The sequence below is a fragment of the Streptomyces sp. YS-3 genome, from assembly GCF_045257485.1.
Lineage (GTDB): Bacteria > Actinomycetota > Actinomycetes > Streptomycetales > Streptomycetaceae > Streptomyces.
The window spans coordinates 1-23,240 of the sequence record NZ_JBJHPC010000048.1 but is presented as its reverse complement, the minus strand read 5'-3'; the positions used below and the strand labels follow the sequence as shown (position 1 = coordinate 23,240).

26 protein-coding genes and 1 pseudogene are annotated in these 23,240 nt (G+C 68.3%); 7 read left to right on the top strand and 20 right to left on the bottom strand.

The window, feature by feature from the left end:
* Positions 1 to 495: 495 nt before the first annotated feature.
* Together ACJA3G_RS07315 and ACJA3G_RS07310 are read right to left on the bottom strand one after the other, a co-directional pair.
* Entirely contained in the window at positions 496 to 1,089 is a 594-nt protein-coding gene (locus ACJA3G_RS07315) for a VOC family protein (protein WP_406552052.1), read from the bottom strand.
* A gap of 49 nt (positions 1,090 to 1,138) precedes the next feature.
* Positions 1,139 to 1,987, bottom strand: coding sequence for a GNAT family N-acetyltransferase (locus ACJA3G_RS07310; RefSeq protein ID WP_406552051.1), 849 nt, complete (start codon positions 1,985 to 1,987; stop codon positions 1,139 to 1,141).
* 293 nt (positions 1,988 to 2,280) lie between these two features.
* Between ACJA3G_RS07310 and ACJA3G_RS07305 the strand changes: the two genes are divergently transcribed.
* Both ACJA3G_RS07305 and ACJA3G_RS07300 read left to right on the top strand, forming a co-directional pair.
* Positions 2,281 to 3,399 carry a serine hydrolase domain-containing protein gene (locus ACJA3G_RS07305; RefSeq protein ID WP_406552050.1) on the top strand — a complete coding sequence of 373 codons (1,119 nt, stop codon included), beginning with the start codon at positions 2,281 to 2,283 and terminating at the stop codon, positions 3,397 to 3,399.
* Between the two features lie 26 nt (positions 3,400 to 3,425).
* A pseudogene (locus ACJA3G_RS07300) lies at positions 3,426 to 3,718 on the top strand (hypothetical protein); the annotation flags it as partial.
* Between the two features lie 60 nt (positions 3,719 to 3,778).
* On the opposite strand, the gene ACJA3G_RS07295 reads toward ACJA3G_RS07300, so the two are convergent.
* Both ACJA3G_RS07295 and ACJA3G_RS07290 read right to left on the bottom strand, forming a co-directional pair.
* A complete protein-coding gene (locus tag ACJA3G_RS07295; RefSeq protein ID WP_406552049.1) occupies positions 3,779 to 4,684 on the bottom strand; it encodes a hypothetical protein in 906 nt (301 codons plus the stop codon).
* Between the two features lie 44 nt (positions 4,685 to 4,728).
* Positions 4,729 to 5,169 carry a peptidase inhibitor family I36 protein gene (locus ACJA3G_RS07290; RefSeq protein WP_406552048.1) on the bottom strand — a complete coding sequence of 147 codons (441 nt, stop codon included), beginning with the start codon at positions 5,167 to 5,169 and terminating at the stop codon, positions 4,729 to 4,731.
* A 240-nt stretch (positions 5,170 to 5,409) separates the two neighbouring features.
* Here ACJA3G_RS07290 and ACJA3G_RS07285 point away from each other — a divergent pair, with 240 nt between their 5' ends.
* From ACJA3G_RS07285 to ACJA3G_RS07275, 3 genes are all read left to right on the top strand, one after another.
* Positions 5,410 to 6,453 (top strand): helix-turn-helix domain-containing protein, encoded by a 1,044-nt coding sequence (locus ACJA3G_RS07285; RefSeq protein ID WP_406552047.1) that lies wholly within the window; start codon positions 5,410 to 5,412, stop codon positions 6,451 to 6,453.
* A gap of 124 nt (positions 6,454 to 6,577) precedes the next feature.
* A complete protein-coding gene (locus ACJA3G_RS07280) occupies positions 6,578 to 7,144 on the top strand; it encodes a hypothetical protein (protein WP_406552046.1) in 567 nt (188 codons plus the stop codon).
* Between the two features lie 249 nt (positions 7,145 to 7,393).
* Entirely contained in the window at positions 7,394 to 8,314 is a 921-nt protein-coding gene (locus tag ACJA3G_RS07275; protein WP_406552045.1) for a squalene/phytoene synthase family protein, read from the top strand.
* A 243-nt stretch (positions 8,315 to 8,557) separates the two neighbouring features.
* Here the strand turns inward: ACJA3G_RS07275 and ACJA3G_RS07270 are convergent, their stop codons facing one another.
* Positions 8,558 to 8,968, bottom strand: a complete 411-nt coding sequence (locus ACJA3G_RS07270; RefSeq protein ID WP_406552044.1) for a VOC family protein — start codon at positions 8,966 to 8,968, stop codon at positions 8,558 to 8,560.
* Between the two features lie 213 nt (positions 8,969 to 9,181).
* On the opposite strand from ACJA3G_RS07270, the gene ACJA3G_RS07265 reads away from it, so the two are divergent.
* Positions 9,182 to 9,754, top strand: coding sequence for a GNAT family N-acetyltransferase (locus ACJA3G_RS07265; protein ID WP_406552043.1), 573 nt, complete (start codon positions 9,182 to 9,184; stop codon positions 9,752 to 9,754).
* Between the two features lie 70 nt (positions 9,755 to 9,824).
* Here the strand turns inward: ACJA3G_RS07265 and ACJA3G_RS07260 are convergent, their stop codons facing one another.
* The 12 genes from ACJA3G_RS07260 to ACJA3G_RS07205 all read right to left on the bottom strand — a co-directional run bounded on the left by ACJA3G_RS07260 (position 9,825) and on the right by ACJA3G_RS07205 (position 19,591).
* The gene (locus tag ACJA3G_RS07260) at positions 9,825 to 10,409 is read right to left on the bottom strand and encodes a DinB family protein (RefSeq protein ID WP_406552042.1); all 585 of its coding nucleotides are present in this window, start codon (positions 10,407 to 10,409) and stop codon (positions 9,825 to 9,827) included.
* A gap of 218 nt (positions 10,410 to 10,627) precedes the next feature.
* Positions 10,628 to 11,377: an aKG-HExxH-type peptide beta-hydroxylase gene (locus tag ACJA3G_RS07255; RefSeq protein WP_406552041.1), complete on the bottom strand. Its 750-nt coding sequence runs from the start codon at positions 11,375 to 11,377 to the stop codon at positions 10,628 to 10,630.
* Positions 11,378 to 11,559: 182 nt separating this feature from the next.
* Positions 11,560 to 12,516 carry a JmjC domain-containing protein gene (locus ACJA3G_RS07250; RefSeq protein ID WP_406552040.1) on the bottom strand — a complete coding sequence of 319 codons (957 nt, stop codon included), beginning with the start codon at positions 12,514 to 12,516 and terminating at the stop codon, positions 11,560 to 11,562.
* The gene (locus tag ACJA3G_RS07245; protein ID WP_406552039.1) at positions 12,494 to 13,777 is read right to left on the bottom strand and encodes an MFS transporter; all 1,284 of its coding nucleotides are present in this window, start codon (positions 13,775 to 13,777) and stop codon (positions 12,494 to 12,496) included. The genes ACJA3G_RS07250 and ACJA3G_RS07245 overlap by 23 nt, the downstream gene beginning before the upstream one ends.
* A 2-nt stretch (positions 13,778 to 13,779) precedes the next feature.
* Positions 13,780 to 14,913, bottom strand: a complete 1,134-nt coding sequence (locus ACJA3G_RS07240; protein ID WP_406552038.1) for a hypothetical protein — start codon at positions 14,911 to 14,913, stop codon at positions 13,780 to 13,782.
* Between the two features lie 94 nt (positions 14,914 to 15,007).
* On the bottom strand, positions 15,008 to 15,178 hold the full coding sequence (locus tag ACJA3G_RS07235) for a hypothetical protein (protein WP_358833204.1): 171 nt from the start codon (positions 15,176 to 15,178) through the stop codon (positions 15,008 to 15,010).
* Between the two features lie 374 nt (positions 15,179 to 15,552).
* Positions 15,553 to 15,675: a hypothetical protein gene (locus tag ACJA3G_RS07230; RefSeq protein WP_406552037.1), complete on the bottom strand. Its 123-nt coding sequence runs from the start codon at positions 15,673 to 15,675 to the stop codon at positions 15,553 to 15,555.
* A 172-nt stretch (positions 15,676 to 15,847) separates the two neighbouring features.
* Positions 15,848 to 16,105 carry a hypothetical protein gene (locus ACJA3G_RS07225; protein ID WP_406552036.1) on the bottom strand — a complete coding sequence of 86 codons (258 nt, stop codon included), beginning with the start codon at positions 16,103 to 16,105 and terminating at the stop codon, positions 15,848 to 15,850.
* A 394-nt stretch (positions 16,106 to 16,499) separates the two neighbouring features.
* The gene (locus ACJA3G_RS07220) at positions 16,500 to 16,892 is read right to left on the bottom strand and encodes a hypothetical protein (RefSeq protein ID WP_406552035.1); all 393 of its coding nucleotides are present in this window, start codon (positions 16,890 to 16,892) and stop codon (positions 16,500 to 16,502) included.
* Positions 16,893 to 17,498: 606 nt separating this feature from the next.
* On the bottom strand, positions 17,499 to 17,900 hold the full coding sequence (locus tag ACJA3G_RS07215; protein WP_406552034.1) for a hypothetical protein: 402 nt from the start codon (positions 17,898 to 17,900) through the stop codon (positions 17,499 to 17,501).
* Between the two features lie 172 nt (positions 17,901 to 18,072).
* Positions 18,073 to 18,720, bottom strand: coding sequence for an NADPH-dependent F420 reductase (locus ACJA3G_RS07210; RefSeq protein ID WP_406552033.1), 648 nt, complete (start codon positions 18,718 to 18,720; stop codon positions 18,073 to 18,075).
* Positions 18,721 to 18,778: 58 nt separating this feature from the next.
* Positions 18,779 to 19,591 (bottom strand): inositol monophosphatase family protein, encoded by an 813-nt coding sequence (locus tag ACJA3G_RS07205; protein WP_406552032.1) that lies wholly within the window; start codon positions 19,589 to 19,591, stop codon positions 18,779 to 18,781.
* Positions 19,592 to 19,708: 117 nt separating this feature from the next.
* Between ACJA3G_RS07205 and ACJA3G_RS07200 the strand changes: the two genes are divergently transcribed.
* Positions 19,709 to 20,608, top strand: a complete 900-nt coding sequence (locus ACJA3G_RS07200; protein WP_406552031.1) for a LysR family transcriptional regulator — start codon at positions 19,709 to 19,711, stop codon at positions 20,606 to 20,608.
* Between the two features lie 212 nt (positions 20,609 to 20,820).
* On the opposite strand, the gene ACJA3G_RS07195 is transcribed toward ACJA3G_RS07200, so the two are convergent.
* From ACJA3G_RS07195 to ACJA3G_RS07185, 3 genes are read right to left on the bottom strand one after another with little or no spacing between them, the layout of a single operon-like run.
* Entirely contained in the window at positions 20,821 to 21,705 is an 885-nt protein-coding gene (locus ACJA3G_RS07195; RefSeq protein ID WP_406552030.1) for a hypothetical protein, read from the bottom strand.
* 10 nt (positions 21,706 to 21,715) lie between these two features.
* The gene (locus tag ACJA3G_RS07190; RefSeq protein WP_406552029.1) at positions 21,716 to 22,591 is read right to left on the bottom strand and encodes a papain-like cysteine protease family protein; all 876 of its coding nucleotides are present in this window, start codon (positions 22,589 to 22,591) and stop codon (positions 21,716 to 21,718) included.
* Between the two features lie 40 nt (positions 22,592 to 22,631).
* On the bottom strand, positions 22,632 to 23,216 hold the full coding sequence (locus tag ACJA3G_RS07185) for a hypothetical protein (RefSeq protein ID WP_406552028.1): 585 nt from the start codon (positions 23,214 to 23,216) through the stop codon (positions 22,632 to 22,634).
* Positions 23,217 to 23,240: the final 24 nt, after the last annotated feature.

The following is a 23,240-nucleotide window of genomic DNA, read 5'->3' as shown; positions in this document are numbered from 1 at the left end:
GGGCAGAGGTGCTCCAGGGGGGCGTAGGAGCGGAGCATGTGGGCGACAAGGCCTTGCCGGGCGTCGGGGGCGGCGTCGCCCGCGGCGCTGATGACAACGGCGTGCTGCGGCGCGCCGGCCCAGTACGTCACCGTGTCCGCCGACTACGGCGTCGCCCGGGTCCTCGTGGGTCTGGACGTGAACGACGCGGGCGCGCTCGGTCCGGCCGGGACGGCCGCGCTGAACAGTGTGGAGGCCGCCGCCCCGAAGAAGGGCGAGACGGTTCTCGTATCCGGCGCGACCGGCGGCGTGGGCGCCCTGGCGGTGCAGCTGGCCGCCGCCCGCGGCGCCCGCGTGACCGCCACCGCCCACCCTGGGGCGCATGCCGCCAGCCCGGCGGCCGGCAGCGCCCGGTTCAGCGACAGGCTGCCGTGTGAACGACGACGAAACTCACCGCCGCTGGACTTTGGGAGCCCGACGCCCGACCACCTTGGAGGTTCGGTCGAGGGAGGAGACTCACCCCGTGACGTGGAACTCGTTCCCGCCGGCATCGAGGAACTCGCCGGGTTCCCAGTCGCGTCGGGTGACCTCCAGCCGCAGCCTGTTCCGCGCCCCCTTCGCCGCCGCGGGCGGTCCCATCACCAGCGAGACCGTACTATCCGGCCGCCGGCGCAGCCGGACGCCCCAGTCGTGGAACTCGACCGTGTGCCAGTCGGCCTGGGACTGCCAGAAGGCTCCCTGTGCATGGCGGTCCTCCTCCGCGACATCGAGGCAGATCGCGACGAGACCGGAGTCGGCGAGCACGCCGGGATGGCCGGGGCGCAGCACGCAGAACTCGTTGCCCTCCGGATCGGCCAGCACGTCCCACGGGACGGTGCCCTGGCCGATGTCGACCCGCGTCGCGCCGAGTGCGAGCAAGCGCGCCACTTCAGCCTCCCAGTCCGGCCCGGCGGCGAGGTCGAGGTGGAGTCGGTTCTTGAGCACCGTCTTCGGTTTCACCGTCGGCACGAACCGCAGTCGCAGCCCGCCCGTCCGGCCCCGCGTCGCGTCCAACCAGAAGCGCTCCAGACGCGCGACGTCCAGCGCGTCGATCACCATGCCGGTCAGCATCCCATTCCCCCTGGTTCTGAACCTCTCGCGTGCTCGTCGTGGCCGCGCTCTACGAACGTGCGGGCTGGTTGGCGATCAGGAGAGTTGTACCGGCCGGGCGAAACCCCAAACGCGTGTAGATACGGGCGACAACGTCCTCCGCGTAGGCGAGGAAGACGGTGTGCACACCGTTGTCCCGGGCGTGAGCGACAAGGGCCGCAGTCACCACGGCGGCGAGCCCCTGGCGGCGGGCGGCGGGAAGGGTACCGACTCCGCCGATCTCGGTGGTTCCGTTCATGGGGTGGTAATGCCCGCCGGCGAGGAGGGTGCCGTCGGCGGCGAAGGCAGCGATGRGTGTCTTGTGCCCGGCGCGGATGGTGGGACGGACGGTCTCGACCGTTCCGTCTGCGGTGAGTTCCGCGGCCACCGCCGCCAACTCCTGGCGACCTGTGCCGCCGACTGCCGTGCCCGCGTCGGCGAAGGCCAGTCGGGGAAGTGCCAGCGCGGCGGGCAGGGCTGGATCATCGGCCGTCAGCGCGCGGATCGTGACGCCGTCCGGCAGGGCGGGCGCAACAACCGGATGGTCCGGGTCGATGACCATCAACGGGCGTTCCTGCACGGGGAGTGCGGCGGCCTCGATCCGGCGGCGCAGGGTCGGCGCGGTCTCGGCGAGCCACTCGAAGGCTTCCGGCACGCCGAGTTCGCGCTGCCGGGAGCGCACCCGGGAAATGTCGGCGGCGGTCACCGTCCCGGTTCCCGCTGCCGAGGGCTGGGCGTGGCTCGGACCACCGTAGTACGGGGCGCCCGCTTCCTTCCGTACGAAGAGCCGTAGGGGGCCGAAGTCCTCCGCGTCGGCGAACAGCAGAGGCACGTCGGCGTAGTACTGCTCGATACGGGCACGCAGCGCGGGGACGTTCATAGACGCATCCCATCACGGGGCGACGGGCTGGCGCATCTGGGATTTCCGCCCCGCGCGCGGTCCAGGGTCTCGTCGGTCAGGGTCAATCACCGTCTTCGGCCAGCTGTGTTGCTCCTCTGGCAGGATTCCCACCCTACCTATGCACTCCCTGTTGCACGCACCGCGTGCATAATGGCGGCACGAGCATGCCGAGCAGTGCGAAAGCCGAGTCGGCGTGCCGATACGTGCCCTGGTATCCGGGACGGGCGACCGATGCGGAGCTCGTCCCTGCGGAAGACGAAAGGACGCATGCCATGGAGAACCCATTGGATCGCGCAGCTCTGGACGCCGCCATGGAAGCCGTCCACCACGCCGGGATGCCAGGGCTGTTCGCCGAGGTTCGAGACGGCGACCAGGTCTGGCGAGGCGCCGCCGGAGTCGCCGATGTCGCCACCAACTGCCCCGTCACCGCCGACATGCGCCACCGCGTCGGCAGCGTCACCAAGACCTTCACCGCCGCCGCGGTGCTGCAGCAGGCAGAGACCGGCCGGATCGGGCTCGACACACCGATCGGCCGGTACCTTCCGAAGTTGGTTCCCGGCGAACGCGGTGCCGCGATCACGGTCCGGATGCTGCTCAACCACACCAGCGGCCTCGCGGAGTACCTCCCGTACGCGTACCCCTCCCTCAAGGCCTACCCCGCCCTGGCGGACACCGGGCCCCAGAGCCTGGACGACCACCGGCTCACGCGGTTCGATCCCACCGAGCTGATCGAGATGGGGGTCACCGCACCTGCCGTCGGCACCCCGGGAGGCACACTGGGGGTGTACTCCAACACCAACTACCTGCTCCTCGCCCACCTCCTGGAACAAGCGACCGGCACCACGGCCGAGCAGTACATCACCCGGAACGTCATCGAGCGCGCCGGACTCAGGGCAACCGGGTTCCCCGCCGGACCGGATGTCGACGGGCCGCACTCGCAGCTCTACGAAGCGTGGTTCGGCATGATCGACCCGCCTCGTGACTACAGCGTCTACGACATGTCGTGGGTGGGTCCGTCGGCCTCACTGATATCGACCGTCTCGGACCTCAACCGCTTCTACCGCATGTTGCTGTCCGGGAACATCGTCAGCCCGTCGTCGCTGGCGCAGATGCGGCGCACGGTCCGAGTCATCTCCCAAGAGGGAACGACCATCGACTACGGCCTCGGCCTGCACCCGATGGAAGGCCCCGGCCAGGGCACCTTCTGGGGCCATGGCGGCACGGTCTGGGGTGGTGGAACGCTGGCCATGACCCGTGCCGACGGCAAGCGGCAGATGGCGATGGCAGTGAACATGCAGAGATGGAACAGGCTCGACTCCTCCAGCAGGCCGCAACCGCACCCCATCGACGACGCGCTGGCAGCCCTTCTCCGCGTGGCGATGTACGGCTGACGATCGGTGCCCTCCGCCTGGCTGGGATCGTGGCCTCCACCCACCGGCCGCTCGCCCTCGCCACCAGTTCTCCGGGTGACGTCTTCCTGTGCCATCCGTTCCTGGTACACGCTGCACAGCCCCCCACCACCACGGGGTACGGCCGCGTTTCATGGCCCAGCCGCCCCTGATGCCGGCCGTGCCGTACGAACTGCGGCGCCCCGACAACGCGTACTCCCCCGTGGAGATCGCGATCCGCCGGGGCCCGGGACAGGCCACCTCAGGTCCCGACAGCAAGGACGCCACACCGGACAACCACAAGGCCCGACCCGCCGAGTAGAGCGCTCCTCCCCCGTGGCTCAAGGAGCGCTACCTGCCGCTCGTATCGTGGCGCGCGAGCTCACAAGACCATGCCGGCCCGACGCAAAGCCCCCTCGCGAAGTGCGGCGAGCTCCGCCAGAGTCTGCTGTTCGCCACGGCTCAACGTCGCGACGAGTTCACGTTGTACGCGCAGCGAGACTCCGGGCAGGTGGGCCCGTAGGGCGCATTCGCCGTCCCCGACAGCAACCGCGATCTCCCTGCGGCGGAACGCGTCGGTGCTGCCCGTCGCTTCCGACTCCTTTCGCAGGGCGCCCTGGGCCTGTTCGGGGCTGCGGTACGGAAGCCCTCGCCCCGCCATACAGGAGCGCCATTCGTCCATGGCGCGCAGATAGGCGGGGGCTGACGTCACCCGTTGGCCCAGCTCGTTGTCGTACTTCTCCGGAATGTAGGTGATGCGTGCCCACGCGGCCGGGCTGCCGGCCAGGCGGGACCGGCTCTCGGCGTCGCAGCCCTGTGTCGCCACGCGCACCTCGCCCCAGTCGGTCTCTTTTACGGTCACCTTCTTGTCGGGCGGCCCGTTGAGTGCCTGGTCAAAGGCCCTCTGCCGGGCCGCGGGCAGGGTGCGGTAGTAGCGGTCGACGGACGCCGAGCCCGGGCCGGGTGTCTGCGACGGAGGCCGGGAGATGCCGTATCCGGTTCTGCTCCGGTCGGCCAGCTCGACGGCGGCCCTCTCGTCCTCCGGCGCGGCCCGCGCGGGAGGATCCGGCGCCGGATAGCGGAACCCCTTCTCCTGCATGCAGGCCCGGATCAGCCGGATCTCGGCCGCCATCAGCGTGCGTTCGGTCGCCGGCCAGGTCCCGGAGTGCGTGGCGAGGTCGATCGCCATGCTGCTGAGCGGCTGCTGTGGGTTCCCTTCGAGCGGCGTGGTTCCCGACCGGCCGGCCGGCCGCGCGCCCGCGCAGCCGACCGACACGGTGAGGAGCATCAGGCACGACATCGCCCACCGCATGCCCCTAACCCACCGGTGCACTACGAGGAACACCACTTGTTCGAGCTGATGGTGTTGTCGAAGGCGGCGTCATGGTAGACCGTGCCGAAGTTGCCGACCTCGTCACCACGAGACAGGCTGTGCCACCTGCCTGCCTTGCTGTAGTTGCGGAGCGAGTAGAAGTAGACCGTGCACTGCGTGCCGCTGTTGCGGATCGAACTGATGCAGTCCTCCCAGCCGGTGCCGCAGGAGTGGGCCGAGTTGGGCAACGCCGCGAAGTTGGGGTTGTCGCCCGCCACCTTTCCCGGCTGGCCGGAGAAGTTCTGACCAGGCCAGAAGCAGGCGTATCCGGAGGGGCAGGAAGCCTGCGCCCCCGACTCGCTACCCGGTGCCTTGACGGTGTGCGCGGAGGCCTGGGCCAGCGGGACGGTGCCCAGACCCAGCACCATGGCGCCGACGCAGACAGCCAGCTTCTTCTTCACGTGTGTCCTCCTTGGAGACGGCAGGTGGTGACCGGTGGACCGGTTTGTCTGTCGTGCCGTGATGTGGCCGGGTACGCCCTTTCGCCGTGCCGGGGCCACCGAGACCATCGGTCGTGTTCGTGCGCTCCATGCTCGGCGCCGGGCACCGGGCACCGCGATGGTTTCGGCTGTGGCCGAACCGTCGTGGGAGGGGCGTGTGTTGACCGGGCTGCGGCCTGAGTGGCCGATAGGGGAGGACGTGTGCTGCGCCTGCGTTTCACCGCCGAAGACCTGTTACGGGTGACGTTCGCGGACGAGCCCGCACCGCTGATGGAACTGGGCCTGGCCATGGCGATGCTCCAGCAAGCGATGGTGCCGGAGTTCTCTCGCTGGCAGCGAAGGACGCGCGAGGCCTTGCCCCGGGAGGCAAAAGCCCTGTTCGGCCTCGTGCCTCCGACAGCGCGCGGACCGATGTTCCTAGATCCGCTCAGCAAAGGACTCGAAGACGGGCTCGACCTGGTCCTGGCGACGCCCGTCACCCGCCTACGGGCGGAACTCGGCCGGTTGTGCCCGACGCACCGGCCGGTCACCCCGTGGATCAAGGATCTCGCCGCCCGGGACCGGAAGGCCTGGCAGAGCCTCGAACACGCCATGCGCGCGGCCCACTCGGCGCTGATCGACGAGCCCTGGAGTCGTATCGAGGCCGCCTTCCAGGCCGAACGCGCCTGGCGCACAAGGCTGCTGGCCAGGGACGGAATCCGTACCACACTGGCCGGACTCGCGGCCGGGGGCCGATGGGAGGGTACGACCTTGGTCTTCCCCCGGCCCGAACACATCGACGCCGTCCTGTCCGGCCACGGAATAGTGCTGCTGCCGTCCGTCCTGTGGTCCAGGCCGCTGGTGGCCCTGCACGAAGATGCGCCCAGCATCCTGATCTACCCGGCGGTCACCCCGCTTCCGCTCCTGGAAGCGGCGCCCGCCGATCCACTGGGCGTACTGCTCGGCCGGACGCGGGCGGCGATCCTGGATCTGCTCCCGCGTGAACACAGCACGTCGGACATAGCCAAGGACCTCGGCATCAGCAAGTCCTCCGCCTCCGAACACACCAAGGCCCTCCGCGATGCCCGCCTCATCGTCACCCAGCGCGAGGGAAAGACCGTTTGGCACTCGTGCACACCGCTCGGCCTGGAACTGCTGCGGGGAGCGGGTGCCGACGAGAAACCGAAGCCGACAGCCCGAAACGCTGTCGAGCAACGTTCCGTGAACGAACGCCCCGTTCGAGCGGCACGTACGCCTCGGGGCTGACACGGCGACAATGTCGCTACGCCGTGTGGCCGATGGTGTTCATGCCCTGGTCCGACGCGCGCGGCGGCGCCCCGCGAAAGGATCAAGGGCACCCAACGACAACGCCGACCAAGGAGCGTGCCGCATGGCCGCCACTGTTCTTCTCGCCGAAGACGCGCCGACCGAAGCAAAGCACAGACCCGACCGCGCATCGGATCGGACGGCCCCGGGTGTCCCGGTCTGGGCGCGGCGTGCGGCGGCTGCGGTCGTCTGGATGTCCCTGCCATCGGCTCTGTGGCGCCTGTCCGTCGTGCTGGGCGTTCCGCTTGGACTCGGACAGTCCGAGTACGACGCGATGCTCCTGCCCGGGTGGGGCCTGCTGATCCTGCCTCTGCTGTCGCTGGCCCAAGAAGGTCTGGCCTGGTTGACGCTCGGGTTGGTACGGCCGTGGGGGGAAACGTGGCCGCGTTGGGTGCCGTACCTCGCAGGCCGTCGTGTGCCCGTACCTGCTGCGGTCATCCCGGCGGCATTCGGCACTCTCGCCTGCAGCATCTACGGCGTACTGCTCGTCTGGACGACCCTGCACGCTCAGATGGACATCACGCCGTGGGGCAACTGGCTCCTGACCGCCTGCTATCTGCCCGTGGCCGCGTGGGGGCCGCTGCTGGGTGCGGTGACCGTGCACTACTACCGGCGCCGCACGGGCGGGTGAGGCTGGCCCCCGTCACGAGTCGAGCTCGGTCATGGGTCATGGGTCATGGGTCATGGGTCATGGCCAGATCCCGATCCCTGAATTCGGTCGGCCCGGTCAACCGCCGCCGTATGCCAAGCCGCACGCGCGTGCCCGTAGCGTGCAAGCCACCACATGTAGGGTCCCTTGCGCGCCAACCGGCCTGCACCCACTCAAGCGTCTCGTTAACTTCGAACCCGACGCACGCCCGCCCGCAAGGAGCTCACTACAGTGACGACGTGGCCGCACGCTCTGGACCGCGCAGGCATCAACAGCCCTGTCCTGCGCGATGCATACACCCTTCAACGCCGGCTCGTCGCCCGTTACGCCCGCGCCGAATACACCGCCGTAAGGCTCCTGCTCCCCCCGCCGCTGATCCCCCATGTGATTGCCGCGACCGCGTTCATGCATCACAGCGACACACTCATTGACGAAGGCCCGATGGACCAGCGCCTCTCGGCCCTCTCCGACTGGAGCATGCAGACCCGAGCGGCCCTGGCTGACGGCCCGTCTCACCTTGATCCGGTACTGGCGGCCCTGCGCCACACCACCAAGGCCCACCCCCAGCTTCGGCAATACGTCCACGCCTACCTCGAAGGCGGCGAGCTCGAGACCCGCTGGACGGGCTTCACCACGGAGGCCGATTTCCGGGACTACGTCGACACGTACGCACTGCCCGCCTTCATGATCATCGCTTCGCTACTCGCGCCCTCGCGTGAACAGAAAGCCTTCGAAGCAGCCTGCCACGCTTTCATCCTCGCCGGCCAGCGACTCGATTTCCTCGAAGATCTGGCCGAAGACCTGAACTCAGGCCGCCTCGGCATCCCCGAAGAGGCACTCATTGACCACGGTCTGACCCGTGACGCGCTGATCAAGCAGCCCGAACCCTCCGTGGTCCAGGCCCTGATCAGTCACCAGGCATCACTCATCCGGCACGACCTTGTGGCCGCCGCGCAGTTGGAACACCACACCGACACCCGCCACCAACCGTTCCTGCGCGCACTGGTGCGACTCCAGTCGGCTCGCCTGGCCGCTGCGGAAACCCACGGACCGAAACTGCTGCGCAGCGCTCCCAGACCCCCACTGGGCAGAGCGCTCCTCATCCTCCTCCAGGCGCTCACCACCCGCGCCCTCCCCCGCCACCGCCGCTGACCAGCCCGGACTCCTCCAGGCACTGTGTCTCACGTCAGCCGGCCATCAGGGACGCGACGCGACGCTTTCAGCGGCATGCTGTTCGGCATGACGGTCCTCAATTGCATATGCGGACGTGCCCTGAAGGCCCCCTGGCTGCGGGGAGCGTTATACGCCGTGGACCGGGAGTTGTTCGTCCCGCGCGCGTGTGGGGTGCCCTCTCCGATCAGGACACCCCACCGCTCAGCTCATTCAGAACTCGCCCTAGTCGCGCTTGGGCCAGACGGGGCCCTCATCGGTCCAGATGACACCTTTGTTGCGGCAGAGGCAGAAGGGGTGGCCGATGGGGTCTACGTAGACGCGGAAGCCGTAGCCGTTGGGGCCGACGCAGTCCCGCTGCAGGGTCGCGCCGAGAGCCAGGACGCGGCGCTCTTCGACGTCGATGTCGTCGACTTCGAAGTCGAGGTGGAACTGCTTGGGGTGCTCGGCGTCCGGCCACCGCGGGGCGCGGTAGTCCTCCACCTGGATGAAGGCCAGTTCGATCTCACCAAACCGGATCCCGGCCCAGTTCTCGTTACTACCCTCCTTGACCGGCACCCCCGTCACGTCGGAGTAGAAGGCTGCCAGCTTCATCGTGTCCGGGCAATCGATGATGAAGTCAGTTAGTCGTAGCATCCCGCGATCTTGCCACAAGATGAAGTGAGCAGGACTGTGAGAGCGACACGCCCCCGGCCGCCACCCCGCTCCAACGGAGACACTGCGCCGCTGCCCTGCACAGAACTCGGGCTGCTTGAACCTGGTGGTGGGCGTGTTCGGTGTGGGCCAAGACCTTCCGGGGGTCGGATATTCGGTGTTCTGCCTACCCCATGCGGGAGCAAGATGGTGCACATGACTCTGCCCACTCCCACCTTGCACACCGCTCGCCTGCGACTCCGCCCCTTCTCCGACGCCGACGCGGACCTCCTCTTCGCGCTCCACAGCAGCACCCATGTGATGCGGTACTGGGACTCCCCGCCGTGGAACGAACGGGCTCGCGCTGAGCGGTTCATCGCGATGTGCGGGAAGATCGCGGCCGAGGGTACTGGGGCGCGGGTGGCGATCGATCGCGCTTCTGACGGCGCCTTCGTCGGCTGGTGCGGCCTGACCCGATGGGACCTGGACAACCGCAGTGCGTCGTTGGGCTACGTCCTCGACGATGCGATGTGGGGCCACGGCTACGCGACGGAAGCCGCGCGTGCCTTGCTTCAGTGGGCATTCACCACACTGGACCTCAACCGGGTGCAGGCCGAGACCGATACGCGCAACGTGGCATCCGCCCGGGTTCTGGAGAAGATCGGCTTCGTACGGGAAGGGACTCTGCGGGAAGACTGCGTCGTGAACGGCGAGGTATCCGACTCGTGGGTGTTCGGGCTGCTCAGACGAGATTGGAAGCCGTCGACCGTGCCGACTCCAGCCCCATAAGGGGCTCGGCCAATGTGCTGCGTCGGGCGACATGCGTGCCGCACGATCGTCAAGTCACCTGAGACGACCTCTACGCCTTGATTGGTGCAGCCGACCTTGCGGCCCGCTCGATCTTCGCGCAGTGCGCCGCACGGGCTTCCCCGTCGATCTGCGTCTCGTTCTCGGCGCGCATCCCGGTCCGGCCGTCGAGGCCCTCGCGCAGGATGTCGGCGTGCCCGGCATGCCGGATGGACTCGCCGAGGACATGGACCATGATGGCGAACAGGTTGGTGTTGGAATAAGGCTCCGGCCACCACGGCACGTGGCCGGGGGTGTCGAGGGGAAGCTCGTTGATCGTCGCGTCCGAGTGTTCCCACGTGCGCCGGTAGAACTCGATGATCTGATCGCGGGTCTCGTCCTCGGTCACCCACAGATCACTGCCGTCGGAGTCCTGCCACCGGGGCAGCGGTTCCGGGGAGGGCCGGTCGAAGACCTCGCCGAAGTACCTGGCCTCGACGGTGGCCACGTGTTTGACCAGGCCGAGGAGGTTGGTCCCGGTCGCTGTCAGAGGTCGGCGTGCGTCGTATTCGGACAAACCGTCGAGTTTCCAGAGCAGCGCCCGGCGGTCCCGCCGCAGTCTCCCGTGCAGGTTGTTTTTCGCGAATGCATCGATCATGCGGCATGAGCCTGCCATGGGCTGCTCGGGGTCTCAACCTCCACTGCAGGGTGCACGTCCGGCTCTGAAGGGGCCGGGTCAGGGCAACGTGACGCTGTGGGCATATCCGAAACGCAGGCAGATCCCTCGGCCCAGTCACCTCGTCAGGTGGCTGGACCGGGGCCGATGCCGCCGTCATCCGTCCGGATCAGTGACGGGCCGCTTCAACGGACGGCCCGTCAGCAGCGAGTCCCTGCCAGTTCCTGCTCCCACTTCAGGAGGTCGTCAAAGTACAACCGACCACTCTCCGTCCACTCGGCGACCGGCTCCAGTGCCGCGATGGTCTCCTTGAGTCGTCGCAGAGCCTGGTCGCGCCGCTCGGAGACCTCGGGCGGAGCGGATGGTTCCGTCGCCCAGCGGGCGAGCCCGTACGTCATGCGGGCGAGGACATGTGCAGCGTGCACGGCGCCGGCGACCGGTCGTGGCTCGGGACGCAGAGCGTGGCTCACCATCGCGTCACCGTTCGTCACGAACGTCTCGAAGTGGTTGCGCAGATAGAGGGCATGGTGACCGGTTTCGTGCAGGAGCGCCTCGAAGGCGGCAGGAGTACTTTCGATGCTGGCTGTGCCGAGGTAGATGGCCCCGAAGGTCTGTCGAAGTGTGCCGGAGCGGAAGGCGCCGCCCTGTACGTACACGATGACGCGGATCAGCAGATCCATCTCCAGAGCGGCTTCCGGCCATACCCTTCGCAGGGTTTCGCGGGCGCCTTCCAGGTGTGCAACGCCCTCCTTCATGTCCGGCGTGCTGAATTCAGCGTCAGCGGCGTCATCTGGGCCGCGCGTGCGCTGAATGTCCGTCAGAAGTTGCTGGATGCCCCATTGGCACCAGTCGGGGTACAGCGGTGCATCGGGTGCGAGGTACTCAAGCGGAGGCATGAGGCCCGCACTGTCCAGGCTGCGGATCAGGTCTGCGACGCGCTCGGAGTCCACCGGGGCGGTGGATGCCTGCGCCGCCTCCCAAACCAGGCCGGGGTGCAGACACGAGGGCTCATGCCCATCCCCAAGGTGGGGCTCAAGGAGTCCGAAGACCGCCCGCTGGTGGCTTCGGACCAAGCTCATGGTGCCGGCCGGCGTTATTCCGACCCGGATTGCCTCATCCCGGCCGGCTCCCATCACACATCACCCGGTTTCGACTCCACTGACAGGATCTCGGCGAGCCGGGCTGGTTCCGACCTGGAAAGTTCCTCTTCACGTGCCTGGAGACGCCGCACAATCAGTGCGGATATCATCTCGTCCCCCAGACCCTCCAGCGCGCGGACCATATCCTCCCGGACCGTTTGCCAGACTTCCCTCGACTCGCCACTCAACGCCTCGGCCCTGCCGGGCAATCGGCCTCGCAACGATTCGGTCCGCTGAGCCACCAGGTCCAGTACGTCATGCAGGACGTCAACCCAATGGTCCTCCACTCCGTCGGAGAACGTAATGTGAACGGACCCGTCTTCTCCCGTGATCCCTTCATGGTAGTAACCCCGTGGCAGATAGAGACAGTCACCGGGATGGAGAGTGATCTCATGAGCCAGCGGTGTTTCCGGCTTGTCGCCCGGCTTCGAACGCCGGATGGGCCAGGTACCCGGCGGTTCGTGAAGACGCCATGTCTTGGAGCCCGCCAACTGCCGTATGAAGACGCTCGCCATGTCGTAGTGCACCGGTGCACCCTGCGCGTGTGGCGGAGTCAGAAACGCGTTGGCGGCTACGGGACAGCCGACGTCCTCACTCAGGTCCGCGCAGAATGACGCCACCTCGGGGCAGTACGTGGACATCGCCTGGAAGACGAGCGTCGCTCCGGCCCGTATCTCGGACACCGCGTAATGAGGATCTACGAGCCCGGAAAGCACCCTGCGCTCGTCAGCTCCACCCTTGGTCTTGGCGGCGTCCCGGACTCCGATGTCCTCACCCTTGCGCCACAGCCTGATATAGGGGGCGCGCAGTCCTCGATCGAAGAGGAGCGTCTGAGCAATCTCCGTCGAGAACACGTGGTCCAGCTTGCCCAGCCCTCGGCTGACGTGCGGCTTCCTGTCCCGAATGGATGCCAGCATCGACGGGTCATCAAGAACTTCTTCCAGCGCCATCTTCTACCTCCGAATTCTCGATATCTGACCGTTCGTCCTGATGGAAATCGCGTACTCCGGGCACAGTCAGCACCCACGCCGCGGTGACGAGTTGTACGGCTGCGGCGACACCCAGTACCGTCGTGCGGCCCAGGGCATCTGCCAGCGGTCCGGCGCTCGCGAGACCGATCGGCAGCAGGGCGAGGCTGCACAGCGAGTCGACCGCACTCACCCGGCCGAGAAGCGACGGGGAGAACTGGCGCTGCAACGCGGTGTGCAAAAGAGTGTTGAAGGGCATCATCGCGAATCCCGCGATCATGTATCCGCCCATCACCCAGCCCAAGGAGAACGGGGTGAGCAAGACAATTGGAACGGTGGCGAAGAGCGCGTTGAAGATGATCGCACTCGTTCCGGGACGCCTCAACTGAATCCGCCCGACAAGGATCGTGCCGACAAGGCCGCTGAGGCTGAACGCGGCGAGAACCAGACCGTAGGCCGAAGGCCCCCCGAACTTTTCCTGCGTGATGACTGGCAGCAACACCATATGGGGCGCTACGACGAGCATGGTCTGCACTGCGGTCATGACGAGCACGGCGGACGTCCAGCGAACGCGGCGCACCGCGGCCAGTCCTTCTCGGCTCTCGCGGATGATGGAGGAGCGGGGCCCCAGCCGTTGCATCGGGGGTTCGGTGACCGCAAGTACGCACCCCAGGCTGACCGCGAACGTCGCCGCGTTGATGGCGAAGGCCCACCGGGTACCGGCGGTGGCCACCAGAAGCCCGCCAAGAGCCGGCCCCAGCACGGCCGCGGCGCTCTCCATGCCGCCCCGCCATACGTTCGCGCTGAGCAGCCGTTCTTCGGGAACGACCGAAGGCACAAGACCGCCGTACGCGGGGCGGAAGAACGCCTCGCCGCTGCCCACGAGGAAGGTCATGGCGGCGAGCGGAAGTGTGGCCGTGTCGAACGCTCCCAGCACGACCACAGTGATGGCCACCAGCCGGAATCCATCAGCGAGGATCATCGCCCTTCGCCGGGGCACACGGTCCGCCCAGACCCCGCCGACGAGCACGAACAGGACCATCGCGAGCATTCGGCCGCCGATCACCAGCCCGACATCGCTGGCATCACCACCGACCTCGATCACCCGGAGAGACACGGCTATGGTGAAAAGCTGGTCTCCCACGGCACTGACCGCTTGCCCGGCCCAGAGGAACCGGAAGTCGCGCAGTCCCATGGCTCCGTCGGCCATGCGCGCGGCAGGCGCTTTGCTCAGGATAGGCATGGTCAGCCGATCGGAGCCGCCGTAGCGGGATCGGTCAGCTGGCCGTAGCCGAGCCCGCAGCAGTCGCCCGTGATGTCCTCGTCCCGTACCAGCGCCGGGTGCTCGTCCCCGACCAGCTGGATGTCGTCGAGGTCGATGGGTACTGGCTCCTCGTCAAGAAAGAGCTCGGCACCATCGGTAATGAGGTCGAGATGCACCTTCTCCTCGTACCCGACGACGGAACGGTCCTGGTTGTGCTGTCCGAATCCGATGTGTACGCCGACTCGCCGCTCATTGATATGGGAGTTCGCCGAGATGAACTGGTCGATTCCCGCATTCGTTCCGAAGCCCAGCTCGCCCACTCGGGTGCCGTGCGGCTGCTTGAAGCAGAGTTCGACCAGCTCCCGGACATCGTCATCGGCGCACGTGAACCCGGTGGCACGCCCATCTTCGATGTCGACCGTCAACGGGTGAGCCGCCAGCCTGGTGTCGATTCGCGTGATGACGTTGCAATTGAGCGCCCCGTCCGCGACCAGGCGGCCGTCGATCCTGGCGGGATACGTGGCGATCTCACCCGCCGGGAGAATAGTGAACCCGCCCGGTCGCCACACGCCACGATTGCTGATCCATTCGAATCGATCGGAGTCGAGGCTGATGCGGAGGTCGGTGCCACTTCGCGTGCGGACCCTCACGGTACGCGCCTTGGTCAGCCGCGTCAGCAGTGCGGCATTGCGCGCACTGAGTTCGTCCGGTCCGAGATTGAGGGCCTTCTCGAAGAACTCGCGCGACGCGCTGATGATACGTACCACCATGCACCGGTCACCGCCGAACCGTTGCAACACATCGAGGAGGGGCGAGAAGTGGGACATGGTGTCGCGTTCGAGAGTGAAGATGATGAGCCGGCCGGTGGCGGGGTCGGCCTCCGCTACGGCGGAGTTCAGACGTCCGGCGAACTCGTAATCCACGAGCGGTCGCATGCCCACGATCTGCGTCCTGACATTTCGCTGCTTCAAGCCGGCCATCAGCCAGGCGGCTGCTTCCCGGCTGTCCGGGGAGAAGGCGACGATGCAGTGATCGCGGTTGGATATGCCGACGTACCGATCGAGGAGCGAATCGACTCCATCCCGCAGTTCGCGGCTCGACTGCACAACGCTCACGACGAATTCCCCCTGGCCTGTGATCGTTTCAATGAGAGTTCCAGCCGCGCATTCTGGCGCGGCTGGAACCCTCAAGAGCCCTTACAGGGATTGATCAGGTGGCTACGAACCAGGCCATGAGGGGCCCTTCTTCGCCACTCCCGACCGGTTCGAGCACCTCGGCCGATTCGGCCGCGCCGAGTTCACGCAGCGCGTCTTCGACCAGGGATTCATAGGTGGCTGGTTCAGTAGTGGTGCCGATTGCTGGGGTGTAAGTCTGTGCCATCTTGCACTCCTCTCAGCCAATAGCTTTCGGCGTGATGCTATGTGGCATGGCCACGTAAGGTCAACATGCATGCATCGCTCAACTCTTGTTTGTCGGCGGCATGTTGGGGTATTGGCGGCGTCTGCATCCTCGCCTCATTCTGCGGCAATCCCGGTGATGACCTCTGCCGGGGCACATAACTTCCTCACCACTTGAGTCTTACTAGAGTCTTACTTGAGTGGTACTTGAATATGGCTCAAGCAGCACTCCGGTACCGATTTCGCGGGCAGGAATGATGTGAGCGCGGACGCGGATTCGTGACGCGGGCGACCTTCGCGGAGGAGGGAGAAGAGGAGCGCCTGCGCGGGCATTTCCGCGGTGCAGCACCGGGCCGCTCATGTGCCGGCCTTGCGCGCCAGCAGCAGTGCCGCCGGGGCGCGGGCCAAGTGGCCTCCGGCAACGAGCAGCAGCGGCTCGTGGATGAATGTGCCGAGGGGTGCGCCATGGTGCCGGTGCATCTGAGTACCCCTGCGAGCCCGGGCTGAGGTGGTCCTGAGGCCGCTGGCATCCGCGGCATCGGGAGGAGTGACGTGGGCAGCCCAGGCCGAGGACGGGCGCGGGTTCATCCCCCGCAGCAGCAACCCGAGGGAACAGGGCCGGGCAGGAACCGCGCCCCTGGAAGGAGGGCCGTCAGCGGCGGGTGAGGCGGCTCGCGCCGAAGGTCCCCGTTATCCCTGCATGGGCGTGCAGCGCCCACACCTCGCTGCGCACCCGCTCTACCTCAAGACGCGCCTGCTGCTCGATCAGCATCCCCTCGGCACGCTCGGACGAGCCACGCCGCCCGCGCCGGGCCACCACAGCCACCAGCCCCCCGACCACGACCCCGAGTCCGACGATAAATCCCAGCAACGCGCCCATCGCTCCCCCGTCCCCGATCAAGAAGACCAACCCTATGCAAGATCCCTCCAGACAACATCGCGCAAACCGGCCACAAAACGGGTGCCCAGGTGGCGGCGCCGTTCAGGCAGCGGTCGAGGAGCGCGTGCATGTGGGGGCGGAGAGAGAAGGGTCGGCCGCAGCGCCCTCTGCGGTGCGCGGGTCAGCGAGGAGGGTCTCCAGGACTTCCGGCGTGAAGCTCGGGCCTCCAACGGCTGGGCGGCCCGGCCCAAAGGCCGCGGGCGGCGTCCCTCACCGCGGCGAGGCCGTCGAGACGAGGACCACGCGCTCCTGGCTCCGGTCGAGCCGTACTGTTCTCACGACGACCCGGCCCCGGCCCCGCACCCTGCATGATCGCGACGGAGACTGCCGAGGCCTGGTGTTCCAGAAGTAGCCTTGAGCGCCATCAGTAGTGGGGGATGACGAAGTTGTACCCCGCAGCTTCGTGGGCGCCGCCGGCTGGGCAGTGACCCTTGGTGGGGTAGCCCCAGTAGAAGAGTCCGTAGCATTTGGTGCAGAACCGCCAGTACGCCTGGCTCGTGGGAGTCTCGACCACGTCGTGGGGGAAGACGTAGTTGGAACCCTTCGCCAAGTGGGAGCCCCCGGCCGGGCACCAGCCGCCTCCCGGGTAGCCGAAGTAGAAGAGTCCGTAGCAGCGTTCACAGGAGCGCCAGTTGGCCTGTGCGCTCGGTGTCTCCGGCACGTCGTAGGGAAGATGGAAGGTGTATCCAGCCAGGTAGTGGCCGTCACTGGCGCCGGGACAGCGGCTGACGCCCTGTCCGAAATACAGGTGGATCATCCCGTAGCAGCGCTCACAGAAACGCCATTGCCCGTCGTCGGCGCGAGGGCGTACAGCCCTCGCCGACTCGTCCTGCGCCGCGTACGCAGCTCTGCCGCTCGTCCCTGCGATGACAAGGCCGGCCAGCACGCCGAGCCCGCGCAGAGCGAAGGCGCGTCGCCCTGTCTGGCTATCAGTACTGAGTGTGGGACCCAACGCCACTCCCCTCTCCCCCGCTTGCGACGCAGCACGCCGCATCCCTGCATATGTCCCCACTTTGCGCCCTGTGTAGTCCCCTCCTCCCCGCGCAGACAGGCCGACACGGCGCCCGGCTCCGGCCCCGGCTCCGGCTCCGGCTCCGGCTCCGGCTCCGGCTCCGGCTCCGGCTCCGGCTCCGGCTCCGGCTCCGGCTCCGGCTCCGGCCAGAGTCCATCACGATGGCCGCGCCCTGCTGGCCTCCTACTTCTAGGCTCGGAGGGCCTCAGTACTGTTCACAGTGACCGGCGCAGGCGGCCCGGTCCGCTACGGCGGTCCTCCGCGTTCGACGCTGCGGTGCGCATCGCGGTGTCGCCACCTGCCGTCCCCCTGGGCTCACCTCCTCCGCCGGGTGCAGCGCGCGCCCGCCGCTCAGCGGCTGAGGCGCGGCAGGACCGGTGTCTGGCCGTCGTGGACGTGTACGACGTGCTCGCCCTCGGGTGTGATGGTCAGGGTGTGCTCGCTGACGCCCGGACGTCCGAGGAGTTCCCATCGGGCGTAGGCGGCCTCCGCAGCGTCCCACAGGCGTTTCGGGCCCCACTGGCGGGCCGTGAACCGGGACGCGTCCTTGCCGTCGTAGTCGATGGCGGCCACCGACTCCTGGTCGGCGTGGGCCAGCCGCAGCCGCACGGGTGCGTGCTGCCCGCTGGTGTCCCACTCGTAGGCGACGTGGGTAACCGCGATCCCGAGGTGGAAGTCGGCGTCCGGATCTGCGTCGGCCACGCGATCAGCGATCGGCGAGCGGTGCTTGCCCGTTACGGGTGTGATGCCCATGGGTGCCTCCCGAAGTCCGCACGCGTCTGCCGGTTCTCGGGGCCACGGTAGGGGCTCAACCGCGGTGATCAGCAGGACTCAGCCAGTTCAGGTCGCCCTGGCGGGCCCGTCACTCACCCCCGTACGGGCGCGGTCACCGGCGATCGAAAACCCGGCGGATCTCCCCCCACCGTCAGCGGGCCAGCGAGACGGCGAAGGGCTGGAAGCCGTGTCGGCGCAGGATGTGGGGGACCACGAGGATCATCGCCTCGGTGGCGCGGGCTGTGGTGATGTCGCCGAGGTCTTCGATCCATGTGGGCCGCCAGCCCAGGTCGCCAAGCAGGCCGGTGACGGTCTTCTTCGCGTGTTCGTCGTTTCCCGAGACATAGACGGTCGGTGGGGTGCCCAGGGTGTCAGGGGCGGTCATGACCATGAACAGCATGGTGTTGAGGGTCTTGACCACGTGCGTGTCGGGAAGGGCGGCCTGGAGTTGCTCCGCGAGACTGCTGCCGGGGTAGCACAGGTCGCCGGGCAGGCCGTCAGCGGCGTCGCGGGTGGCGTTGGAGACGTCGATGAGGATCTTGCCGGCGAGTTCGCTTCGCAGGCCGGTCAGAAAGTCCAGGGCCGTGTCGCCCGGCGTCGCGTTGATCACGATGTCCGCGGTGCGGGCGGTGGTGCGCTGGTCGGCGAAGGAGACGCGGGGGTCCGTGCCTTCGGCCGCCGCTGCGGGCTCTTCGGTCGGGCTGCGGCGGCCGAGGATGACGTGGTGTCCGGTGGCGGCGAACTTGCCGGCGAGGTTGGCGCCGACGCGGCCGGCACCCAGGATGCCGATGGTGGTCATGAGGTTGTGGTCCTTGCTGTGTGGGTGGGACGGGCAGGAACGACGGGCCGTTTCGTGGTCAGGCGATCGGCGACAGGACCTTGAGGGCGGCGCCGTGGATGCCGGGGGCGGCGGCCAGGAAGTCGCGGCTGCCCGTACTCCAGGGTTCGCCCGCCAGGTCGGTGACGGTGCCTCCGGCCTCGGAGACCAGCAGGGCGCCGGCGACCAGGCCGGAGCGGACATCGGAGAACTGCCAGAACGCGTCCATGCGACCGGCGGCGACATGAATGAGCTGCATCGTGGCGGGCACCGACACGCGTACGACCAGGCCGTTGATCATCATGGCGGTGACGGAGTCACCGATCCGCCGGTACGTGCGCTCGTCCTCGCCGGGTTTGGCCTGGCCGGTACCGATGAGGGCGGCGCCCAGGTCGGTCTTGGCGGACACCTTCAGCGGCCGGTCGTTGAGGCGGGCACCGCCGCCGGCGACGGCGGTGTAGGTGTCTCCGGTCAGCGGCAGGTGGACGACGGTGAGTACCGGCTGGTTGTCGCGGACCAACGTGGCGGTGACGGCCCAGTCCTCCATGGCGTGGACGTGGTTGATGTTGCCCTCGGCGGGGTCGACGATCCACCACTCCCCCGGCGGGAGAGCTCCGCCGGCCAGCTCGTCCTCTGCCCACTGCGATCCTCGCCGGGCCCGCAGCAGCGGTTCCCGCAGCACGTCCAGTACCGCGTCGTCGTTGGCGTGGATCTCGCCGACGATCTCGTCCAGGCTCACGCCTCGGGTGTGCGAGGTGTAGCGGTCGCGCAGCGTGCGGCCGGCGGTCTTCACCGCCTCGGTCACGTCGGACAGGAGCGTCGTGTCGGCGTCGAAAGGCATGGCTGTGCTCATGGCGGGGCTTCCTTGGGTTCGGTAGATGCGAGGCGGCTTGTCCCGCCCCGCACTTCGAAGGTAGGCGCCTCGACAACTAACGACAAGTGCATGCTATTTACTCGTAGAGTTACTCTCATGCAACTGGATCTGAATCTGCTCACGGCCCTGGACGCCCTGCTGGAAGAGGGCAGTGTCGCCGGTGCCGCGGCCCGTCTCCATGTCACCGCTCCGGCGATGAGCCGTTCCCTGGGCCGCATCCGCAAGGCCACCGGTGACCAGATTCTGGTCCGCACCGGCCGCAGCATGGTCCCCACCACCCGCGCGCTGGCCATGCGCGCACAGGTCCACGCCCTCGTGCAGCAGGCCCACCGACTGATGTCCGCGCAGCAGGAACTCGATCTGGCAGGCTTGGAGCGGGTGTTCACCGTGCGCTGGCACGACGCTTTGACCGCTGCTTGCGGTACCGCCCTGATCAGGGCGGTCCACCGTCAGGCCCCCGGCGTCCGGCTGCGCCTGCCCGCCGAACCCGGCACGGACACCCCCGACCTGCGCCGGGGCGAGGTCGACCTCGAATCGAGCTCCAGTCGACCGACGCTCGCCGACATCCGCCACCGCCTCGTCGGCAAGGACCGGTTGGTCGTCGCGGTACGCCCGGGCCACCCGCTCACCGAAGGCCCGCTGAGCCTTGAACGCTACACCTCCGCCGAACACCTCACCGTCTCACGGCGCGGACGGCTGCACGACCCGATCGATGACGCCCTGACCACGCACGGCCACGAACGCCGTGTCGTCGCCGCCGGGCCCACCGCCGCATTCGCACTGCAACTCGCGCTCGGCACCGACCTGGTCGTCACCCTTCCGGACGCGGTCACCCGCGCGGCCCGGGACCAGCTCGGTCTGGTCACACTGCCGCTGCCACTCCCGTTTCCCGACGTCCCCCTGTACCTGCTGTGGCATCAGCGCTACGACGACGACCTCGCCCACGCCTGGCTGCGCGAGACGGCCGCCGAAACCATCCAGGCACTGTTCGCGTAACCGACCACCCCTCAACAGTCCCTCACCTTCACTCCTCTCCAACGTCACCTCGCCACGTACGCGGCCCTGTCGTTCGCGGCCCGCCTCACGCTCGTCCCGGCGCTGCTCGGGACAGACGCCGGGCTCATCGGGGCGGCGGCACTCGCCCTGGCCGAGCCCGGCGCCTTACCCGCTGCGCCCTGACCGGGAGCTCGTCCCGGCGGTGCTGTACGTCAGGAGCGACGTCGGCGGCGCAGGTGCAGGAGCCCTCCGCCTGCCGCCGACAGGGCTACCGCACCGGAGGCGGCAGGCAGCCAGGGACGGGAGGAACCGGCGGCAGCGGCCGTCGTAGTGGTGGCGGTGGTGGGCCGGTCTTCGGCAGGGGCGTAACCGCCGGCGAGGCCCTTGCGGTCGTAGGCCGAGCCCGGGAGCTTGTCGCTGTAGCGCTTGGCAACGAGTTGCTGGTAGGCCTTGAGGGTGACGTGCGGCTTGCCTTGGAGGGCCACGCCGGCCTCCTTGTTGAGCGGCTCGACGGTGCCGTTGCTGGTCACCCGGTACCAGGCGTGGATCTGAGGTTCCATGAAGGTCTGTGCCTGATCGGTGCCGCGCTCGGCGGTGCTGACGTCCGCGTCGCCGTCGCGGATGCCCGCCAGCTCCCAGGCGTGGCCGCCCTGTTTCGGGGAGAGCAGGACGGCGGCCTGGTGGCCGTTGGCCGCGGAGACACGGGAGACGAGGTAGGAGAGCCGCAGAGCCGAGGCGGCGGTCGGCTTGGTCTTGCCGGTGACGAACTCGGGTGCGAGTTCGTAGAGCGGCACGGGCTTCTTGAGGTCGAAACCGGGTGTGGTGGTGGGGGCTTGGACGAGGCCGCGCGGGCTGCCGGCGGTGCCGCCGTCCGCGCCGCCGTCCGCGCCGGCGGCCGGCGTACGACGCTCGGCGGCCGTCAGGAAGCGGGAGACGGTGTCGTGGACCTGGCCGGAGCGCAGCACCTGCTGAGCGGCGGTGTAGTCGGTCGCGGCGGGTGCGGCGGGGTGGTCGGCGGCTTGCGCGGGAGCGCCCGCGCACAGGGTGGCGGCAGCGGCGGCGAGCAGGATGGCGGTGCGTGTGGTTGTACGGTGCATGGTGGGTCCCCTAGCCGTGGATGCCGGTGCGCGTGTGGGTCCACCGGAAGGAGTTGTTTCCGGCGTAGGTGGAGTAGTTCCACCAGGTGTAGGTCTGGGTGCTGGGCCAGGGGTCGCCGACTGCCACCATGTTGCTGGTGCTGTCGTAGCCGTAGATGACGTTCATGTGGCCGCCGCCGGAGGTCCAGCCGATGCGGACGGCGAACGGGCGCCCGTTCGCGATCTCGGTCTGGGTCTCGCTGAAGGACGCGCTGCGGTACAGGTCGGTGCCGCTGTTGCGGAAGCCCATGTTCTTGAGGGCATTGGCCATGTCGCCGAGCGTGGCGGGCTGGTTGTTGCAGTCCAGCCAGCTGTTCTGGGCGGCCAGTCGGCAGAAGTCGTACTGGGTGTAGCCGGTGTATCCCCAGTAGTTGGCGATGGTCAGGCCGGAGGCGTCCCAACACCACTGGTTCTGGACCTGCTTCTGCATACCGATGTTGAGGACCGTCCAGCTGGCGGGCCGGGTGGAGCCGCAGGCCGGCAGGCTGCCGGTGTCCTCGCTGATGAACGCGTCAGCGAGGTAGTACGCGCCGGACCAGATCCAGCGCGAGTTGTTCTCCACGGCGTCGCCGGTGGTCCGGCAGACCATCGGGATGTGGTCGCCGACCGCGGAGCTGCCGGTGACGTTGGAGGACAGGGTGGGCAGAGAACGCTGGTTGATGGTGGCGAAGTTCCCCTGCCCGCCGACGACCGTGCCGGTGACGGTGGCCTGGGCCTGGGGGGCGACGGCCAGCAGGAGACCGGCGGAGAGGGCGGCGGCCACTGTGGACGCGAGTGTCCTTCTGCGGGCCGGCCTGCCGGTCGGCGTATGAGCGGGTATGCGGGGAGTCCTGCGGAATCTGTGCATGGGGGGGGTTCCTTTGTCTTGATCAAGGCGGTCGTCCTGATCAGGAAGGGCGGTTCCGGCGGCGTCGCAGTCGGAATGTGGCGAGGCCACCGATGGCGACCAACAGAGCGGCGCCGCCGATGGCCAGCGGGGTGCCTACACCCGGTCCGCCGTCGGATTCGGTACGAGCGGCTGCCGCCGGACGTGTTGCCGCCTGAGGTGCTGCCGCCGCCGGCGCGGTGGGCGACGGGGCGGTGGGCGACGCGGCGACCGGCGCGGGCGCCACCTCGGCCTGGGACTCGCCGCGGCCGAGCGCCGGGAAGGCTGTCTGTGCCGTGATGGTCCAGTGACCGGCGGGCAGAGCCTCGGCGGTGGTGAACGTTCCGGGCTCACCGGCTACCGGTACGAACCGCCAGGGCCCGACGCTGGTGCCGTCGGCCGAGGTGGCGGTGAGGGTGCCGGCGACTTTCTCGCTGACGGGGTGACCGTCGTCCTCCCAGGTCGCCTTGGTGACGGGGTGGCCGGCGGACACGCCCGTGACGGTCAGATGGATGGTGTCGCCGTGGGCGTGTGCCGTGGCCGCTGAGCCCAGGAGGAGCAGGCCGGTGAGGGTGGCGGTCACTGCCGTGAAGCGGCGATCGGGCATGAGGGGGTGGCTCCGGTGTGAGGG

What these genes read in the sequence shown, in the direction of transcription:
- ACJA3G_RS07200 (WP_406552031.1), top strand. Translation starts at nt 19,709, where the DNA reads ATGCAACTGGATCTGAATCTGCTCACGGCCCTGGACGCCCTGCTGGAA.
- ACJA3G_RS07210 (WP_406552033.1), bottom strand. Translation starts at nt 18,720, where the DNA reads ATGACCACCATCGGCATCCTGGGTGCCGGCCGCGTCGGCGCCAACCTC.
- ACJA3G_RS07185 (WP_406552028.1), bottom strand. Translation starts at nt 23,216, where the DNA reads ATGCCCGATCGCCGCTTCACGGCAGTGACCGCCACCCTCACCGGCCTG.
- ACJA3G_RS07265 (WP_406552043.1), top strand. Translation starts at nt 9,182, where the DNA reads ATGACTCTGCCCACTCCCACCTTGCACACCGCTCGCCTGCGACTCCGC.
- ACJA3G_RS07230 (WP_406552037.1), bottom strand. Translation starts at nt 15,675, where the DNA reads ATGCACCGGCACCATGGCGCACCCCTCGGCACATTCATCCACGAGCCG.
- ACJA3G_RS07220 (WP_406552035.1), bottom strand. Translation starts at nt 16,892, where the DNA reads ATGATCCACCTGTATTTCGGACAGGGCGTCAGCCGCTGTCCCGGCGCC.
- ACJA3G_RS07215 (WP_406552034.1), bottom strand. Translation starts at nt 17,900, where the DNA reads ATGGGCATCACACCCGTAACGGGCAAGCACCGCTCGCCGATCGCTGAT.
- ACJA3G_RS07190 (WP_406552029.1), bottom strand. Translation starts at nt 22,591, where the DNA reads ATGCACAGATTCCGCAGGACTCCCCGCATACCCGCTCATACGCCGACC.
- ACJA3G_RS07295 (WP_406552049.1), bottom strand. Translation starts at nt 4,684, where the DNA reads ATGCTCCTCACCGTGTCGGTCGGCTGCGCGGGCGCGCGGCCGGCCGGC.
- ACJA3G_RS07250 (WP_406552040.1), bottom strand. Translation starts at nt 12,516, where the DNA reads ATGGCGCTGGAAGAAGTTCTTGATGACCCGTCGATGCTGGCATCCATT.
- ACJA3G_RS07195 (WP_406552030.1), bottom strand. Translation starts at nt 21,705, where the DNA reads ATGCACCGTACAACCACACGCACCGCCATCCTGCTCGCCGCCGCTGCC.
- ACJA3G_RS07270 (WP_406552044.1), bottom strand. Translation starts at nt 8,968, where the DNA reads ATGCTACGACTAACTGACTTCATCATCGATTGCCCGGACACGATGAAG.
- ACJA3G_RS07205 (WP_406552032.1), bottom strand. Translation starts at nt 19,591, where the DNA reads ATGAGCACAGCCATGCCTTTCGACGCCGACACGACGCTCCTGTCCGAC.
- ACJA3G_RS07235 (WP_358833204.1), bottom strand. Translation starts at nt 15,178, where the DNA reads ATGGCACAGACTTACACCCCAGCAATCGGCACCACTACTGAACCAGCC.
- ACJA3G_RS07280 (WP_406552046.1), top strand. Translation starts at nt 6,578, where the DNA reads ATGGCCGCCACTGTTCTTCTCGCCGAAGACGCGCCGACCGAAGCAAAG.
- ACJA3G_RS07315 (WP_406552052.1), bottom strand. Translation starts at nt 1,089, where the DNA reads ATGCTGACCGGCATGGTGATCGACGCGCTGGACGTCGCGCGTCTGGAG.
- ACJA3G_RS07245 (WP_406552039.1), bottom strand. Translation starts at nt 13,777, where the DNA reads ATGCCTATCCTGAGCAAAGCGCCTGCCGCGCGCATGGCCGACGGAGCC.
- ACJA3G_RS07260 (WP_406552042.1), bottom strand. Translation starts at nt 10,409, where the DNA reads ATGATCGATGCATTCGCGAAAAACAACCTGCACGGGAGACTGCGGCGG.
- ACJA3G_RS07305 (WP_406552050.1), top strand. Translation starts at nt 2,281, where the DNA reads ATGGAGAACCCATTGGATCGCGCAGCTCTGGACGCCGCCATGGAAGCC.